Origin of the sequence: Pseudomonas zeae, assembly GCF_014268485.2 — a bacterium.
In the GTDB taxonomy this organism is placed as follows: Bacteria; Pseudomonadota; Gammaproteobacteria; order Pseudomonadales; family Pseudomonadaceae; genus Aquipseudomonas; species Aquipseudomonas neuropathica.
Genome location: NZ_CP077090.1, coordinates 4546351 through 4563074 on the forward strand (window position 1 = coordinate 4546351; position 16724 = coordinate 4563074).

The window sequence follows — 16724 nt, forward strand, 5'->3', positions numbered from 1 at the left end:
ATGAACGACAATTTGATCGAGATCCGCGATCTGCGCGTGGCCTTCGCCGGGCAGGAAGTGGTGCACGGTTTGAACCTCGATATTCGCCGCGGCGAGTGCCTGGCGCTGGTCGGTGAATCCGGCTCGGGCAAGTCGGTGACGGCGCATTCGATTCTGCGTCTGTTGCCGGGCAAGAACGTCAGCAGCAGCGGCGCGATCCGCTACAACGGCGTGGATTTGCTGCACGCCAGCGAGCAGCAGATGCGCGGCCTGCGCGGCAACCGCATTGCGATGATTTTTCAGGAGCCGATGACCTCGCTGAATCCGCTGCACACCGTGGAAAAGCAAGTCAGCGAAGTACTGGAAATTCACAAAGGCCTCAAGGGCCGCGCTGCCCGCGAACGGACTCTGGAGCTGCTGGAACTGGTCGGCATTCGCCAGCCGTTGCAGCGTTTGAAAGCCTATCCACATCAGCTTTCCGGCGGACAACGGCAACGGGTGATGATCGCCATGGCGCTGGCCAACGAGCCGGAACTGTTGATCGCCGATGAGCCGACCACGGCGCTGGATGTCACGGTGCAGCAGAAGATTCTCGAACTGCTGATCGAGTTGCAGCAACGGTTGGGCATGTCGCTGTTGCTGATCAGCCATGACCTCAATCTGGTCCGGCGTATCGCTCAGCGCGTGTGCGTAATGCGTAAAGGCGAGATCGTTGAGCAGGCCGATTGCGAAACGCTGTTTCGCGCGCCGCAGCATCCTTACAGTCGCTTGCTGATCGAGGCCGAACCGAGCGGTGCGCCGGTGCCCAGTGAGTACGACCACAACCTGCTCGAAGTCGATGATTTGAAGGTGTGGTTTCCATTGCCCAAGGCGTTGTTCAGTCGCCAGCAGGATTACATCAAAGCGGTGGACGGCGTGAGTTTCACCCTGCAACGGGGCAAGACTTTGGGGATTGTCGGTGAGTCAGGTTCGGGTAAATCGACGCTGGGTCAGGCGATCCTGCGGTTGGTCGAGTCCGAGGGCAATATCCGTTTTGGTAACAAGCAACTGAGCTTGCTCAATCAACGTTTGATGCGGCCGTTGCGGCGGCAGATTCAAGTGGTGTTCCAGGACCCGTTCGGCAGCCTCAGCCCACGGATGTCAGTGCAGCAGATTATTGCCGAAGGCTTGCTGACTCACGGTATCGGCACTGAGGCTGAGCGGGAAGCGGCGGTGATCCGGGTGCTGGAGGAAGTCGGCCTCGATCCGCAGAGCCGCCATCGTTATCCCCACGAATTTTCCGGTGGCCAGCGCCAGCGCATTTCCATCGCCCGCGCACTGGTGCTGGAACCGGCGCTGATTCTGCTCGATGAGCCGACATCGGCGCTGGATCGCACGGTGCAGAAACAGGTGGTGGAGTTGTTGCGGCAATTGCAGATCAGGCATGGGCTGACCTATTTGTTCATCAGCCATGATCTGGCGGTGGTACATGCGCTGGCGCATGACTTGATGGTGATCAAGGATGGCAAGGTGGTTGAGCAGGGTTCGTCGCGGGAAATCTTTGCCGCCCCGCAACACCCCTACACCCAGGAACTGCTGAAAGCCTCCGGCCTCAAGCCCGACACAAAACCCTGTAGGAGTGAGCCTGCTCGCGATAGCGGTATTCCAGTGACATGAGTGCTGCCTGACCCACCGCCATCGCGAGCAGGCTCACTCCTACAGGGATGGTGGTGAGTCATTGAAATTTATTTTTCAGGCACTGCATCCAAACGCCTCCGTCACGGGTAGTCCCTGTAACAGCCCTCTTCGGCTGTCAGCGGTTTACCCTTTTTTGGAGATAACACTGATGAACATCACTCAACTGATTGGCCTCACCGGTTTGCTCGCCCTGTCCTCGACGACCTTCGCCCAAAGCAGTTACCCCGACGCGATCAAAGTGCCGGACGGCCACAAGATCGCCATGGAAACCACCGGCGTCGGCGAGATCACCTACGAGTGCCGCGACAAGCCCAACGCGGCCGGGCAGACCGAGTGGACATTTGTCGGTCCGAAAGCGGTGCTCAATGATCGCAGCGGCAAGCAGGTCGGCACCTACTTCGGCCCGCCAGCGACCTGGCAGGCCAAGGACGGTTCGAAAGTCACCGGCACGCAACTGGCCGTGGCGCCGTCGACTCCTGGCAACCTGCCCTATCAACTGGTCAAGGCCAACCCCGCCGAGGGTAAAGGCGCAATGAGCGGCGTGAGTTACATCCAGCGTGTCGCGCTCAAGGGCGGCGTGGCACCGGGCAGTGAATGCACAACGGCGAACAAGGGCAAGCAGGAAGTGGTGAAGTATCAGGCCGATTACATTTTCTGGGCGGCGAACTGATCCCGGACTTACCGCCTCCCCTGTAGGAGTGAGCCTGCTCGCGATAGCGGAGTGTCAGCCAACATATGCGTCACTGACACACCGCTATCGCGAGCAGGCTCACTCCTACAAGGGGAATTATGGGTTCTGGATGTTTACGGAATGTGAGCTAGATTGCACGACATGCCTTTAGCCGAATTCGTTTTCGATTACGAAGCCCGTCTCGCCGCCTGTGCCCGTGGCGAGCGTGCGGCCCTGCGCGATTTGTATGTGCAGGAAGGTCCGCGTCTGCTCGGCGTGGCCAAGCGCCTGGTGCGCGATACGGCGCTGGCGGAGGACATCGTTCATGAGGCCTTTATCAAGATCTGGAACGGCGCGGCGGGGTTTGATCCGGCGCGCGGTTCGGCGCGTGGCTGGATGTTCAGCGTGACCCGGCATCTGGCGCTGAATCTGCTGCGTGATCACGGCCGGGAAACGCCGCTCAGCGAGGCCCACGAAACCGCTGCGGACGATGCCAGCTTCGACGCCCACGCGCATTCGGCGCGTATCCACCATTGCCTTGAACAGCTGGAGCCACAACGGCGCAGTTGCGTCCTGCATGCTTACGTCGACGGCTACAGCCACGCGCAGATTGCCGCGCGCCTCGACACGCCGCTGGGCACCGTCAAAGCATGGATCAAGCGCAGCCTCAATGCCTTGCGGGAGTGCATGGGATGACCAGCGAATCAGCGCAGGAACGAGATGAACTGGCCGGCGAATATGTGCTCGGCACGCTGTCGTTCGAACAGCGCAGCGAGGTGCAACGGCGCTTGCCGAATGATCCGCAATTGCGCGCAGCGGTAGACGCCTGGGAACGGCGTCTGCTGGAGCTGACGGATCTGGCCGAACCGCAGCAACCCTCGGCGCAGTTGTGGCAACGCATCGAGCGCAGTGTCGGGCGACTGGCGCGGCAAGCACCTTCAACTTCATGGTGGAACCTGCTGCCGCTCTGGCGTGGGTTGAGTGCTGCCGGTTTGGCCGCCACGTTGATTCTGGGTTCGATCCTGCTGACCCAGACCACGCCGAAACCCAGCTATCTGGTGGTGCTGGTTGCGCCGCAGGACAAGGCCCCGGGCTGGGTGATTCAGGCGAGCAACTCGCGGGAAATTCAGTTGATTCCGCTCGGTGTGGTTGAGGTGCCGGCGGACAAGGCGCTGGAATTCTGGACCAAGGCTGATGGCTGGCAGGGGCCGGTTTCGCTGGGGCTGGTCAAGCCTGGACAGGCGTTGTCGGTGCCGTTGGACAAGTTGCCGCCGCTGCAACCCAATCAGCTATTCGAGCTGACACTTGAGGGCGCCAATGGCTCGCCGATCGGCAAACCGACCGGGCCGATTCAGGCGATCGGGCGCGCTGTGAAGGTGCTGTGAGGCTCTGCTCTGCGGCTCCTGGCTACCATCATCGGCATCGATGTTCACCATCACGGCAATGAAGTTCTCATAAAAAATCCCGGGCGTAACATCTGCTCCATACCAACCAACAACACCCCGGAGCACACCATCATGAAACGCCAAACTCTTCTCGGAATCGCTTTCTCGGTCTTCGCTATCAACGCTTTCGCCGCTACCCCGGCCCACACCATGATCGCCGAAGGCGGCTCGGACAAACTGATCGAAAGTCGTTTGGCTGAAGGCGGTTCGGATCGTCTGCTTGAACGTCGCGTTGCTGAAGGTGGTTCTGATCGTCTGCTCGAACGCCGCGTTGCTGAAGGTGGTTCTGATCGTCTGCTCGAACGCCGCGTTGCCGAAGGTGGCGCTGATCGTCTGCTTGAACGTCGCGTTGCTGAAGGTGGCTCGGATCGTCTGATCGAACGCCGTGTTGCTGAAGGTGGTTCGGATCGTCTGCTCGAACGCCGCGTCGCTGAAGGTGGTTCGGATCGTCTGCTCGAACGTCGCGTTGCTGAAGGTGGCTCGGATCGTCTGATCGAACGTCGCGTTGCCTGATGATTGGCTGTAAGCGCAACAACCCAGAGAAACCCGGCTCCCTTGGCCGGGTTTTTTATGTCTGTCGGATTTATCCGGCCTTGGCCATGCAGCGCTTGTAGCGCTCGTCCACGCGCTTGGCGAACCACGCTGTGGTGAGTTTGCGGGTGATCTTCGGGCTCTGCAGCACGATCCCCGGCAACACCGCGCGCGGCAGCTTTCTCCCCTCCGCTTGCTCCGCCAGTTCGAACACCCGCTGATAGAGTTTGGTCTCTTCGAATTCCAGGGTTTTGCCCTTCTCCAATTGGTCGCGAATCGTCGGGTTGCGCATGCCCAATGACTTGCCGAGGGTGCGCACCGCCAGTTCCGTGCCGCCGGGCATGATCGAGTCGTAGCGGATCAGGTCGCCATCCAGCGCCAGCGGGATGCCCGAGGCGCGGCTCACCGCGTTTTGAAATGCGGCATTACGACTGGCGTACCACCCGGCGTTGAAATCGGCGAAGCGATAAAGCGGCTCGCGATAACTCACCGGGTAACCGAGCAAGTGGGCAATACCGAAATACATGCCACCACGGCGGCTGAACACCTCGTGGCGGATCGTGCCGTCCACCGGGTACGGATAATCCTTGGCGTGTTGCTCGGCAAATTCGATGCTGACCTGCATCGGCCCGCCGGTGTGCACCGGGTTGAAGCCACCGAACAGCGTGCGCCCCATCGGCACCCGGCCGATGAAGTCGTCGAAAATGCCACTGAGTTCTTTTTCACTGCGTGCCGCATTCAAGCGTTCGCTGTAGGTCTTGCCGTTGGTTGAGCGCACTTGCAACGCGCCGCTGACCAACAGGCTGGGGATGTGCACTTTGGCGGCGCGACGGTCGATTTCGTCGCGGGCGATTTTGCCCAGGCCGGGCACCGTGGGGTCGGCCTGAAAGGTAGATTCCTGTTCGGCAACGGCCAGCACCGAGCAAAGATTCTGCGTGGTCGGGCTGATGTTCTGCGCGGCAAATGCAGCGTAAATATCGGTGGCCCAGCCTTGCCGATCGGCAGTCTTGGCCGGCATCAGCCGCACGATCTCGGCCTTCACTTCAGCAGGCGCACGGGGCACCGGTTCCTGGCTGCGCTGCCCCGCGCAACCGGCGAGCACCAGCAGTGCGGCGAGGGTGATCGGTAATTGAAAGTTGTGCATGAAGCTTTATCCAGTCCGTTAAGCCCAAACCACCATACACAATCCGTGTAGGAGCTGCCGCAGGCTCCTACACAGGAATGCGGGTATTGAAGGGGTGATGACAAACTGATTGCAAGTCGCTACTGAGAAAACATATCATTTGCACCTGGAGTCGCATTTGCGCAAGGAGTTCCCGCGCCGCCCTTATTTTTCTCACCGGCCGTGCGCCTCCAGGTCCCTACATGCCCGTTCCAGCTCGACTCGCCGTCCCGTTTCGCCCGACGCTTCTCGCCCTGCTGTGCTCCCTGACTGTCACCGCTCACGCCGCCGAAGGCGATACCAAAGCGTTGGTGCTGGACGACGTCAACGTCAATGCCCAGGCCCCGACGCCTAACGCCCTGCCCCCGGTTTACTCGGGTGGCCAGGTCGCCCGTGGCGGCCAGCTCGGCGTGCTGGGTAATCAGGACATGATGGACGTGCCGTTCAGCGCCGCCTCCTACACCGAACAATTGATTCAGGATCAGCAGGCCGAAGACGTCGCCGACGTGTTGCTCAACGATTCGTCGGTGCGTCAGGCGTCCGGTTACGGCAACCAGGCGCAGGTCTTCATGATTCGTGGCTTGCCACTGAACGGCGATGATATTTCCTATAACGGCCTCTACGGCGTGCTGCCCCGGCAGATCATTTCCACCGATGCCCTGGAGCGCGTGGAAGTGTTCAAAGGCCCGAACGCCTTTATCAACGGCGTGACCCCGACCGGTTCCGGCATTGGCGGTGGCGTCAACCTGCAACCGAAACGCGCTGGCGACGTGCCGCTGCGTCGTTACACCACCGACATCAACAGCGAAGGTCGCATCGGTCATCACTTCGACATCGGCCAGCGCTTCGGTGAAGACAACCGCTTCGGTGCACGGATCAACCTGTCCCAGCGCGAAGGCGACACCGGCATCGATCACGAAAACCAGCGCTCGAAACTGTTTGCCATCGGCCTCGATTATCGCGGCGACGCCCTGCGCCTCTCCGGTGACTTCGCCTACCAGAAAGAGCGCGTCAACGGTGGCCGCAACTCGGTCAACCTCGGCACTGCAACGCACATTCCGGATGCGCCGTCGGCCGACACCAACTACGCGCCGAAGTGGGGTTACACCGACATCGAAGACACCTTCGGCATGCTCCGCGCCGAATACGACCTGAATGACAACTGGACCGCCTACGCGGCCGGCGGCGCCAAGCACACCCGCGAAGTCGGGCGCTACAACTCGACCACCCTGGTCGGTAACAACGGCGCGTCGTTCACCACCGGCTCGTTCATTCCGCACGACGAAGACAACACCAGCGTGATGGCCGGCCTCAACGGTAAATTCAACACCGGTTCGGTCAGCCACAAGCTCAACTTCGGCCTGACCGGCATCTGGGCCGAGCAGCGCAGCGCCTATGATTTTGACCTGACCCAATACGCCAACAACATCTACCATCCGGTGCAAACGCCGTCGCCGGTGGGCAACTTTGCCGGCGGCGACTTGAATGATCCCGGCATCGTCGGCAAGACCTTCAACCGCAGCATCGCACTCTCTGACACCCTTGGTTTCTTCGATGATCGCCTGCTGGTCACCGCCGGCCTGCGTCGTCAGCAACTGGTGGTGCAAGGCTACAACTACGCCAGTTGGGGCAGCGGCGGTCGCAAGTCGAGCTACGACGAATCGATCACCACACCCGTCTACGGCGTGGTGTTCAAGCCGTGGGACCATGTGTCGTTCTATGCCAACCACATCGAAGGCCTGGCGCAGGGCCCGACCTCGCCGACCAGTTCTGGCGGTTTCCGTGTGACCAACGGCAACGAAGTCTATGCACCCGCGCGTTCCAAGCAGACCGAAGTCGGGGTGAAAGTCGACATGGGCACTTACGGCGCCAGCCTCGGTGTTTATCGCATCGAACAGCCGAGCGATGGTTACTGCGAAATCGACAGCGCCACCACCTGCACCTACGTGCGTGAAGGCGAGCAGATCAACAAAGGCGTGGAAATGAACGTGTTCGGCGAACCGATCCAGGGCCTGCGCCTGATCAGCGGCCTGACCCTGATGGACACCGAACTGAAGAACACCCTCAATGGCGCCAACGACGGCAACCGTGCGATCGGTGTGCCGACCTTCCAGTTCAACGCTGGTGCGGATTGGGACGTGCCGGGTCTGCAAGGTGTAGCGCTGAATGCGCGGATGCTGCGCACTGGCGGTCAATACGCGGATGCGGCGAACAATCTGAGCCTGCCGACCTGGAACCGCTTCGATGCGGGGGCGCGTTATGCGTTCAAGATGTCGGAGAAGGACGTGACCGTGCGTCTGGGCGTGGAGAATCTGGCGAACAAGAAGTACTGGGAATCGGCTCAGGGTGGGTATCTGACTCAGGGTGAGCCGCGGGTGGCGAAGTTGTCCGGCACCATTGATTTTTAAAGCTGAAAAGCCCCTCTCCCAGAGGGAGAGGGCTAGGGTGAGGGGCTTTTCAGCTACGCCGACGTGTGCCACCAAGTCGAACTCAGGTTTTGAAAGGCACCCAAATCGGCTCCCTTCCCCCCTCGCCTTTTAAAGGAGAGGGGACTGACAGGGGTGTTCTTTCGAGTTAAGCCGACGTGTGCAATCGAATTGAACTCAGGTTTTGAACGGACCCCAAATCGGCTCCCTCTCCCTCGGGAGAGGGCTGGGGTGAGGGGCCCGTATTTACGTCACACAACAGCACCCCAGCCGAACACCATCAAAACATCCCCGTCTGGCCGATCAACTGGCCAGCCTCTCCTTCTGATCCATACTTGCTGCACAGCAAACGGAGGACAGGCCCATGAACCGCAGCGACGTTCTGATCATCGGCGCCGGCCCGACCGGGCTGGTGCTGGCCCTGTGGCTGAGCAAACTGGGCGTGCGCGTGCGGATCATCGACAAGGCCTCCGCGCCCGGTACCACGTCGCGAGCGCTGGCGGTGCAGGCGCGCACCCTCGAGTTGTACCGGCAACTGGACCTCGCCGACACCGTGGTGCGCAACGGCCATCGGGTGGCGGCGGCGAATTTCTGGGTCAACGGCAAACCGGTCGCGCAGTTGCCGCTCAATCGCATCGGCGAAGGCCTGACGCCCTACGCATTCGTCGAAATCTTCCCGCAGGATCAACACGAACGGCTGCTGATCGAGCGTCTTGAAGACTACGGCGTCACGGTCGAACGCGATACCACCCTGGAAAGCTTCGAGGAAACCGGCGACGGCCTCATCGCGCACTTGCGCCTGCCCGATGGCGAGCAGGAAATCTGCCAGGCCTGTTATCTGGCGGGATGTGATGGCGCCCGCTCAGTGGTGCGCAAAACCCTCGACACCGGTTTTCCCGGCGGCACCTATCAGCAGATTTTCTACGTCGCCGACGTCAAGGCCAGCGGCCCGGCGATGAACGGCGAGTTGCACCTGGATCTGGATGAGGCGGACTTCCTCGCCGTGTTTCCCCTGGCCGGCAAAGGCCGCGCGCGGCTGATCGGCACGGTGCGTGATGAGCGCGCGGATCGCGCCGAAAGCCTGGAATTCTCCGACGTCAGCAGCCGTGCCATCGAACACCTGAAAGTGCATATCGAAGACGTGCACTGGTTCTCGACCTACCGCGTGCATCACCGCGTGGCCGAGCATTTTCGCAGTGGCCGCGCCTTTCTGCTCGGCGATGCCGCGCATGTGCATAGCCCGGCGGGCGGTCAGGGCATGAACACCGGCATTGGCGACGCGATCAATCTGGCGTGGAAACTCGCCGCCGTGCTCAGCGGTGCCGCCGAACCAAACCTGCTCGACAGCTACGAAACCGAACGCATTGCCTTCGCCCGCCGATTGGTGTCGACCACCGATAAAGTCTTCAGCTTCGTCACTGCCGAGGGGCGCATGGCTGACTTGCTGCGCATGCGTGTGGCACCGTTTCTGATCCCGAAAATGGCTTCGTTCGAGGCCAGTCGCGAGTTCCTTTTTCGCACCGTGTCACAAGTCACCCTCAACTATCGCGGCATGCCGCTGAGCCAGGGCGCGGCCGGCCATGTGCATGGCGGCGATCGCTTGCCGTGGGCGCATGATGGTGAGGGGGATAATTACGAACCGCTAAGGCAACCGTGCTGGCAGGTCCATGTGTACGGCGACACCAGCGACGAAATGATCGCCTGGTGCAATGAACACCATTTACCGCTGCATGTGTTCGACTGGCGCCCGGCGTTTGAAGCGGCAGGATTAGGGCGCAACGGTTTTTATCTGCTGCGCCCGGATACTTATGTGGCGATTGCCGAAAGCAGCGCGGACCCGAAAGTGATTGAACGCTACTTCCGCGATCACGGCATCCGGCCCTACTTCAACTGCCCCTGACACACCACAAAACCCTGTAGGAGTGAGCCTGCTCGCGATAGCGTCGTATCAGTCAACATTGATGTCGGTTGGCACGACGCTATCGCGAGCAGGCTCACTCCTACAGTTTGGATTTGCGTTGTTACTTAGATCCCGGCCAATGCCAGATCCATCGCAAAGTAAGTAAAGATCAAATCAGCACCCGCACGCTTGATCGCGCCCAGACTCTCTCGCACCACGCGATCCTCATCAATTGCCCCGGCCTGCGCGCCAAACTTGATCATCGCGTACTCGCCACTGACCTGATACGCCGCCAGCGGCAGGTTCGAGGCTTCACGAATGTCGCGGATGATGTCGAGGTAAGCGCCGGCCGGTTTGACCATCAGCGCATCGGCGCCTTCCTGCTCGTCGAGCAGCGATTCGCGCAGGGCTTCGCGGCGGTTCATCGGGTTCATCTGATAGCTTTTGCGGTCGCCTTTCAGCGCACTGCCACCGGCCTCGCGGAACGGGCCGTAGAGTGCCGAGGCGAACTTGGTCGAGTAAGCCATGATCGGAATCTGGGTGAACCCGGCCGCGTCGAGTGCCTGACGAATCGCCCGCACCTGACCATCCATCGCCGCCGACGGCGCGATCACGTCGGCACCAGCGCGGGCGGCCGCCACAGCTTGTTTGCCGAGGTTGATCAGGGTCTGGTCGTTGTCGACCTCATGGTTGTGCATCACGCCGCAGTGGCCGTGATCGGTGTATTCGCAGAAGCAAGTGTCGGACATCACGATCATCTCCGGCACAGCGTCCTTGGCGATGCGCGACATGCGCGAGACCAGACCGTCTTCGCGCCAGGTGTCGCTGCCGTTGCTGTCCAGATGATGCGACACGCCGAAGGTCATCACCGACTTGACGCCAGCACGGGCATAACGCTCGATTTCGCTGGCCAGTTTGCGCTCGGGAATGCGCATCACCCCGGGCATGCTCTTGATCGGCACGAAGTCATCGATTTCTTCCTCGACGAAAATCGGCAGCACCAGATCGTTCAGGCTGAACTCGGTTTCCTGGAACAGGCTGCGCAGGCTCGCATTGCGGCGCAGACGGCGGGGACGTGCTTCGGGGAACTGACTGGACATGGGGGCCTTTCCTGAAAACGGCAGATGAGACGAAAGTCGTAGGGGGCGAAGCTTATGCCTTGCGGGGCGCGCGGTACAAACCTGGATCAATCAAGAGTGCATTACCGGGGGTGTAATAATCTATGCGCCGCAACACCAATTCCCTTGTGGGAGCGAGCCTGCTCGCGAAGGCGTCGTATCAGTCAACCCAATTGTTTCTGATACACCGAATTCGCGAGCAGGCTCGCTCCCACAGGGGTTATGTGTGGTGTCAGGAAGGAATGGTCAGGCCGCGAATGACCGCTGGGCGGGCGAGGAATCGCTCCAGTACACGGGTGACATTCGGGAAGTTGCTGATCCCGACCAAATCACCGGCCTCATAGAAGCCGATCAAGTTACGCACCCACGGAAACGTAGCAATATCCGCGATGGTATAGCGCTCGCCCATGATCCAGTCACGGCCCTCGAGCCGGCCGTCGAGCACCTTGAGCAGACGTTTGCTTTCATCGACGTAACGATCACGCGGGCGCTTGTCCTCGTAATCCTTGCCAGCGAATTTGTTGAAGAAACCGAGCTGGCCGAACATCGGACCGATGCCGCCCATCTGGAACATCAGCCACTGGATGGTTTCGTAGCGCTGCGCACCTTCCTGCGCGAGCAACTGGCCGCTTTTGTCGGCCAGATAAATCAGGATCGCACCGGATTCGAACAGCGCCAGTGGCTGATCTTCGGGGCCATGCGGATCCAGGATCGCTGGGATCTTGTTGTTCGGGTTCAGCGAGAGGAACTCGGCAGACAATTGATCATTACTGTCGAAAGCGACCTTGTGCGGCTCGTACGGCAGGCCGATCTCTTCGAGCATGATCGAGGCTTTGACACCATTGGGCGTCGGCAAGGAATAGAGCTGAATCCAGTCAGGGTACTGCGCCGGCCATTTCTGGGTGATCGGGAACGCGGACAGATCGGTCATGGGAAGCATCCAGTCACAAATTAAAGCCAGATCATAATTCAGAGCCGCCGCAGCCTGTGATCTTTTGGCCAGTGCTCGCCCACATCAATCCTCGATAAGGCTGTCAAGCCACGCATATTCAATTTTGTTGCGCTGCAACGTCTGCAGGCTTTTCGCCGCGTAAACAACGCTGTCAGCATTGTTCGCGGCCATGTGCGCGCGCATTTGCGAATTGGCATTGAACAGGTCAACCGCCGTATGAAGATCCAGATCGTCGTCGACGCCCAGGTAATCACTGACGCCGAACAAAAAGCTATCGTGATCGTCCCCGAAGGCCTTCAAGTAATCGACCGTCAATCCACCACGCATGATCGCTTCGGAAACAACGCGCTCCGGCACGTCATAAATGCTTGGCAAATCCGGGCTCAACAGACCTTGCAGATGGTTGTTCAGATAGAAGAAATCCGCGGCATTGGGCCCGATGGCCTGGAACCGGTCGACTCTGTTGGTGTGCAACATTTCATGGCCCAGCGACATACTCAAAATTCCACGTCGCATGTACTTCCGGTTGATGAAGAACCGGCCATGAAAATCTCTTTTGTACATCCATGCGGCGGCGTCATTATCGACATCAACGCCGATAAATTTTTCCTCCCCCCACACGCCCTGATACTCCCTGGACAGCGCCAGGCCTCGCGAGACTGACTCAGCGAATTGCCCCGCAACGACTCGATGATCAGCGCCAAAGAAGCTTGTGTAAACCGCATCGGCTTCTTGCAGATTTTGACTTATGGCGTAATTGGCATCAGAGAAAACCGTTTCGATCGCCCGCAACTCCGAACGAATGAGTGCTGCCTGTTTTGGCTTGAACTGCTTCAACCCACGCGCAACCAGGGTGGCACCGATCAACGTGTCACGCTCGATCATGTCTTCGCTGCCATCATGAATCCGTTTTTTTGCGGTCGATTCATTTCTGATGCCGCGAATCAGCTCATCAATATCGATATCAATCACGTTAGCTAAGTCAGAGGAAGGCTGAGCAGCGGCGAGCTTCCACAGCCTGTTTTGCGGATCAAAGATCAGCGCCGGCCCGGAAGCTGCCAATTCCGATGCCAATGTCGCCCGATACTCGCCGGTTGCTGCTGTTTGCCGAACCTGAACGATCTCGTCGTGAGCAATATCGACGTATTGGCGCCCGTTGAAGATCCTCAAGCCCTGGGCATCGGCCGCAGGCAAGCTGGCCGGTGATTTCAAGCGATAGTGTTCAAGTGATCCAACCACAGGACGAATAGGTAAAACCCCGGCAGACGGCAATGCTGAGACCGTGAAAGGTGTAGTCGACATTTCAGGTTGATTGGCAGCCGCCACCTGCGTTTGCGGCTCATCAAGCCGCGAATTCTTCACCGGCCCGTCGTCGGCGAGCACCCCGTTGCTTCTTTTACGAGACGGGTTTGCGTCTGCCAGTCCAGGGCTGGACAGCGAGTGGGTGGCGGTTTTGCGAACAATGCCCATAAAAATCCTTTTTTAAGAGTGCTGCCCAATGAAAAACCAGGCAGACGTCGCGATAGTCGTCTATCACACAGGCGCCATTGCAATCGACTGAGCAGCATCGGGTGCGGTACATGGATATCGCACATAAAAGGGAGTTTTGTGCATTCTCGTGGAGCCGGCGCAAAAAAACGTCTGCTGCGTCGAACCGTAACATCCTGTCGCTAACCTGTGCCCAAGCCGTTGAAGTTTGCCGCTAAAGTGCCGCGCACTCGTACGGATCGAACCAAATCGGCCCCAAGGGACTCTGAGCTATGGCTTTGTTGCAGAGGAAGCCGTTCACGACAGGGAAAACACCCGGCGCTGGGAGCCCGCGGTGTAAAGGTTTGTCAGCCTTAACCGAATTTGCTGAAGAACCTTTTATTTCATGACGATCCTTATGCGATTCGCCAAACGTTTCAAACACCGCGCATATGTGGCCTTGCCTTCCCTGCTGGCCGTCAGTGCGCTGTTCCTGTCGCTGGAGTCCAGCGAAAGCCGCGCGCAACCGGTGGACGGTACCCAGACGCTGGTGTTCCTGCGCCATGCGGAGAAACCCGAAGGTGGCCTCGGCCAGCTCAACTGTCAGGGCCTGAACCGCGCCATCGACCTGTCGACGCTGCTGCCGGAGAAATTCGGCAAGGCCGATTACGTGTTTGCCGCCAACCCGACGCGCAATGTCGAGGAAGGTGAGCTGGATAATTCCTACAGCTACATTCGCCCGCTGATGACCATCAGCCCGGCCGCGATCAAGCTCGGCCTGCCGGTGAACATCGAGTTCTCGGCCAACGACACCAGCGATCTGGCCCGCGAACTGCTGGAAGACAAGTATCACAACTCGACGATCTACACCGCCTGGTCCCACGGCTATCTGCCGGAGCTGATCAACAAGGTGGCGGGCAACGCGGTCGGCGAGAAACAGAACATCACCGATGACTGGGCGGGCAACGATTTTGACACGCTGTACGTGCTGACGCTGACCTGGCACAACGGCAAGGCCAGTCTGCAGAGCCACAGCTACAAGCAGGGGCTGGATCATGGCAAGGAAACCTGCCCGACCTGAGTGTTGTGTGGCCTGGCCCGGCCCCTTCGCGAGCAAGCTCGCTCCCACATTGGATTTGCGTGAAATACAAATCCCCTGTGGGAGCGAGCTTGCTCGCGAAGAGGCCAGCCGCGACAACCTCAACCTTTCTGGCTGACCCGCTCTCGCAGATACTCAAGCACCGCCCCACGCTCCCCGGCAAACTCGATCCGCCCGCCCTTCTTCTCGCGCTGAAACACATACATCGGGTCGTAATACTCACGCAGCAAGCCTTCGATCCAGCCGCGATGCAAGTCCACCGCCCCGCTTCGCCCCTGCTCGATCAACGCCTCTTCCATCAACAGCAGCATTCGCCGATGACGCTCGCCACCGAGGCGTTTTTGCACATTGTTGAGGCTTTCCAGCAAGCGTTCAGAGAACAACGTGAAGCCCTCTTCACCGTGCACAGCCGTAAATTCCGCAGACAGATCCACCACGTAATCACGCAGAATCCGCTCCACGCGATCGTCAAAGCTGTCTTCCAGCCAGACCATCGGGTACTGCTGCATGCCCTGATACAGCGGCAGCGGCAAGGCACAACTGCCAACCACCCGGCTCTCGTCCTCCAGCACGAACTGCGCAAACCCCGCGTCGCGTTTCTTGAGAATGTCGATGGCCAGGCGGTTTTCAAAATCGATGTTCGACGGCTGTCCGGTGGCGCGTTTGCCGAAGCTTGAGCCACGATGATTGGCGTGCCCTTCCAGGTCCAGACCATTGCGCAACTGCACCAGCACTTCGGTCTTGCCAGTGCCGGTCATGCCACCGAGCAGGACGAAATCACATTGCGCGATGGCCTGTTCAAGGGTGTCGATGAGGAAGTTGCGCATCGCTTTGTAACCACCGCCGATGCGCGGATAGTCGATGCCGGCCTCGTCACGTAGCCATTGCTGGGTGATCTGCGAGCGCAGGCCGCCACGAAAGCAATACAGATAACCGTCAGGATGGGCGCGGGCAAAATCGGTCCAGGCCTGGATGCGTTCGGCCTTCACCGCGCCCGACACCAGTTGATGGCCCAGCTCGATGGCGGCCTGCTGGCCGTGTTGCCTGTAGCAGGTGCCGATCTTCTGCCGTTCGACATCATTCATCAGCGGCAGGTTGATCACACCGGGGAACGCGCCCTTGTGAAACTCGACCGGCGCACGGGCATCCATCAGCGGCCGATCGTTGAGGAAAATGTCTCGGTAGTCAGTGCAGTCGCGGAGCATCAAATCACCTCGACTGCGTTCGTCTGTCGCTCAACCAGTTCGCCGATTGGCGCAAGGTTCAGACCCAGTTCGGCGGCGACGGCGAGGAATTCTTCGTTGCCTTCAGGCGTCACCGCGATCAGCAAGCCCCCGCTGGTTTGCGGGTCGCAGAGCACGCGCTTGTGCAACTCCTGCACACGGCCCACCTTGCTCGCATAGCTATCGAAATTGCGCAGCGTGCCGCCGGGCACACAACCCTGATCGAGGTAATACTCGACGCTGTCCAGACGCGGCACACGGTCGTAGGCAATGCGTGCGGTGAGCTGGCTGCCATCGGCCATTTCCACCAGATGCCCGAGCAGGCCGAAACCGGTAACGTCGGTCATCGCTGTAACGCCGGCGAGTTTGCCGAAGCGACTGCCGGGTTTGTTCAGGGTGCACATCCAGTCGCGGGCCACGCCGACGTCGGCGGCGCGCAGCTTGCCCTTCTTTTCGGCGGTGGTGAGGATGCCGATGCCCAGCGGTTTGGTCAGGTACAACAGGCAACCGGCGGTGGCGGTGTCGTTGCGCTTCATGTGGCGCTTCTCGACCAGACCGGTGACAGCGAGGCCGAAGATCGGCTCTGGCGCGTCGATCGAATGCCCGCCTGCCAGTGGAATGCCCGCCGCGTCGCACACGGCACGGCCACCGCGAATCACTTCGCGTGCCACTTCCGGGGCCAGCACATTGACCGGCCAGCCGAGAATCGCGATGGCCATCAGCGGATCGCCGCCCATCGCGTAGATGTCACTGATCGCGTTGGTCGCGGCAATCCGGCCGAAGTCGAACGGATCGTCGACAATCGGCATGAAAAAGTCGGTGGTCGAGACCACACCGCGCTCGGCATCAATTTCGTAAACCGCCGCATCATCGCGCGAGGCGTTGCCGACCCACAGTTTCGGATCCAGGTTCTGTGCGCCGCTACCGGCCAGAATCACTTCCAGCACCTGTGGGGAAATCTTGCAGCCGCAACCGGCGCCGTGGCTGTATTGGGTCAGACGAATCGGCTCGCTCATGGGGGAGTCTCAGGCTGTTGATGGGGCCGATTCTAGCAGAGCACGCCGGGTCTATCCGA

Annotated in this window: 14 protein-coding genes; 8 read left to right on the forward strand and 6 right to left on the reverse strand. The window is 60.0% G+C overall.

What is annotated here, in order from left to right; translation table 11 throughout:
- From HU754_RS19980 to HU754_RS20000, 5 genes are all read left to right on the forward strand, one after another.
- Positions 1 to 1635, forward strand: coding sequence for an ABC transporter ATP-binding protein (locus HU754_RS19980; RefSeq protein WP_186624125.1), 1635 nt, complete (start codon positions 1 to 3; stop codon positions 1633 to 1635).
- A 169-nt stretch (positions 1636 to 1804) separates the two neighbouring features.
- Complete coding sequence (locus HU754_RS19985) at positions 1805 to 2326, forward strand: DUF3455 domain-containing protein (protein ID WP_093433916.1); 522 nt, start codon at positions 1805 to 1807, stop codon at positions 2324 to 2326.
- Positions 2327 to 2488: 162 nt separating this feature from the next.
- Positions 2489 to 3022 (forward strand): sigma-70 family RNA polymerase sigma factor, encoded by a 534-nt coding sequence (locus tag HU754_RS19990; RefSeq protein WP_186624124.1) that lies wholly within the window; start codon positions 2489 to 2491, stop codon positions 3020 to 3022.
- Complete coding sequence (locus HU754_RS19995; RefSeq protein ID WP_099756725.1) at positions 3019 to 3711, forward strand: anti-sigma factor; 693 nt, start codon at positions 3019 to 3021, stop codon at positions 3709 to 3711. Before HU754_RS19990 ends, HU754_RS19995 begins: the two co-directional genes overlap by 4 nt.
- Before the next feature lie 132 nt (positions 3712 to 3843).
- Entirely contained in the window at positions 3844 to 4284 is a 441-nt protein-coding gene (locus tag HU754_RS20000) for a phage infection protein (RefSeq protein WP_186624123.1), read from the forward strand.
- A gap of 70 nt (positions 4285 to 4354) precedes the next feature.
- Here the strand turns inward: HU754_RS20000 and HU754_RS20005 are convergent, their stop codons facing one another.
- Positions 4355 to 5446 (reverse strand): DUF1615 domain-containing protein, encoded by a 1092-nt coding sequence (locus HU754_RS20005; protein ID WP_186624122.1) that lies wholly within the window; start codon positions 5444 to 5446, stop codon positions 4355 to 4357.
- Between the two features lie 221 nt (positions 5447 to 5667).
- On the opposite strand from HU754_RS20005, the gene HU754_RS20010 reads away from it, so the two are divergent.
- Together HU754_RS20010 and HU754_RS20015 are read left to right on the forward strand one after the other, a co-directional pair.
- On the forward strand, positions 5668 to 7872 hold the full coding sequence (locus HU754_RS20010; RefSeq protein WP_186624121.1) for a TonB-dependent receptor: 2205 nt from the start codon (positions 5668 to 5670) through the stop codon (positions 7870 to 7872).
- A 382-nt stretch (positions 7873 to 8254) separates the two neighbouring features.
- Positions 8255 to 9790 carry an FAD-dependent oxidoreductase gene (locus tag HU754_RS20015; RefSeq protein WP_186624120.1) on the forward strand — a complete coding sequence of 512 codons (1536 nt, stop codon included), beginning with the start codon at positions 8255 to 8257 and terminating at the stop codon, positions 9788 to 9790.
- Between the two features lie 125 nt (positions 9791 to 9915).
- Here HU754_RS20015 and hemB read toward each other — a convergent pair whose 3' ends face one another.
- The 3 genes from hemB to HU754_RS20030 form a co-directional block, all read right to left on the reverse strand.
- Entirely contained in the window at positions 9916 to 10890 is a 975-nt protein-coding gene (gene hemB, locus HU754_RS20020; RefSeq protein ID WP_034154617.1) for a porphobilinogen synthase, read from the reverse strand.
- Positions 10891 to 11140: 250 nt separating this feature from the next.
- Entirely contained in the window at positions 11141 to 11839 is a 699-nt protein-coding gene (locus tag HU754_RS20025; RefSeq protein WP_186624119.1) for a glutathione binding-like protein, read from the reverse strand.
- Positions 11840 to 11923: 84 nt separating this feature from the next.
- Positions 11924 to 13330: a hypothetical protein gene (locus HU754_RS20030; RefSeq protein WP_189661508.1), complete on the reverse strand. Its 1407-nt coding sequence runs from the start codon at positions 13328 to 13330 to the stop codon at positions 11924 to 11926.
- A 403-nt stretch (positions 13331 to 13733) separates the two neighbouring features.
- Between HU754_RS20030 and HU754_RS20035 the strand changes: the two genes are divergently transcribed.
- The gene (locus HU754_RS20035) at positions 13734 to 14408 is read left to right on the forward strand and encodes a histidine phosphatase family protein (protein WP_186624118.1); all 675 of its coding nucleotides are present in this window, start codon (positions 13734 to 13736) and stop codon (positions 14406 to 14408) included.
- Between the two features lie 119 nt (positions 14409 to 14527).
- Here the strand turns inward: HU754_RS20035 and mnmH are convergent, their stop codons facing one another.
- Together mnmH and selD are read right to left on the reverse strand one after the other, a co-directional pair.
- Complete coding sequence (gene mnmH / locus HU754_RS20040; RefSeq protein WP_186624117.1) at positions 14528 to 15631, reverse strand: tRNA 2-selenouridine(34) synthase MnmH; 1104 nt, start codon at positions 15629 to 15631, stop codon at positions 14528 to 14530.
- A complete protein-coding gene (gene selD / locus HU754_RS20045; RefSeq protein WP_007918229.1) occupies positions 15631 to 16665 on the reverse strand; it encodes a selenide, water dikinase SelD in 1035 nt (344 codons plus the stop codon). Before selD ends, mnmH begins: the two co-directional genes overlap by 1 nt.
- Positions 16666 to 16724: the final 59 nt, after the last annotated feature.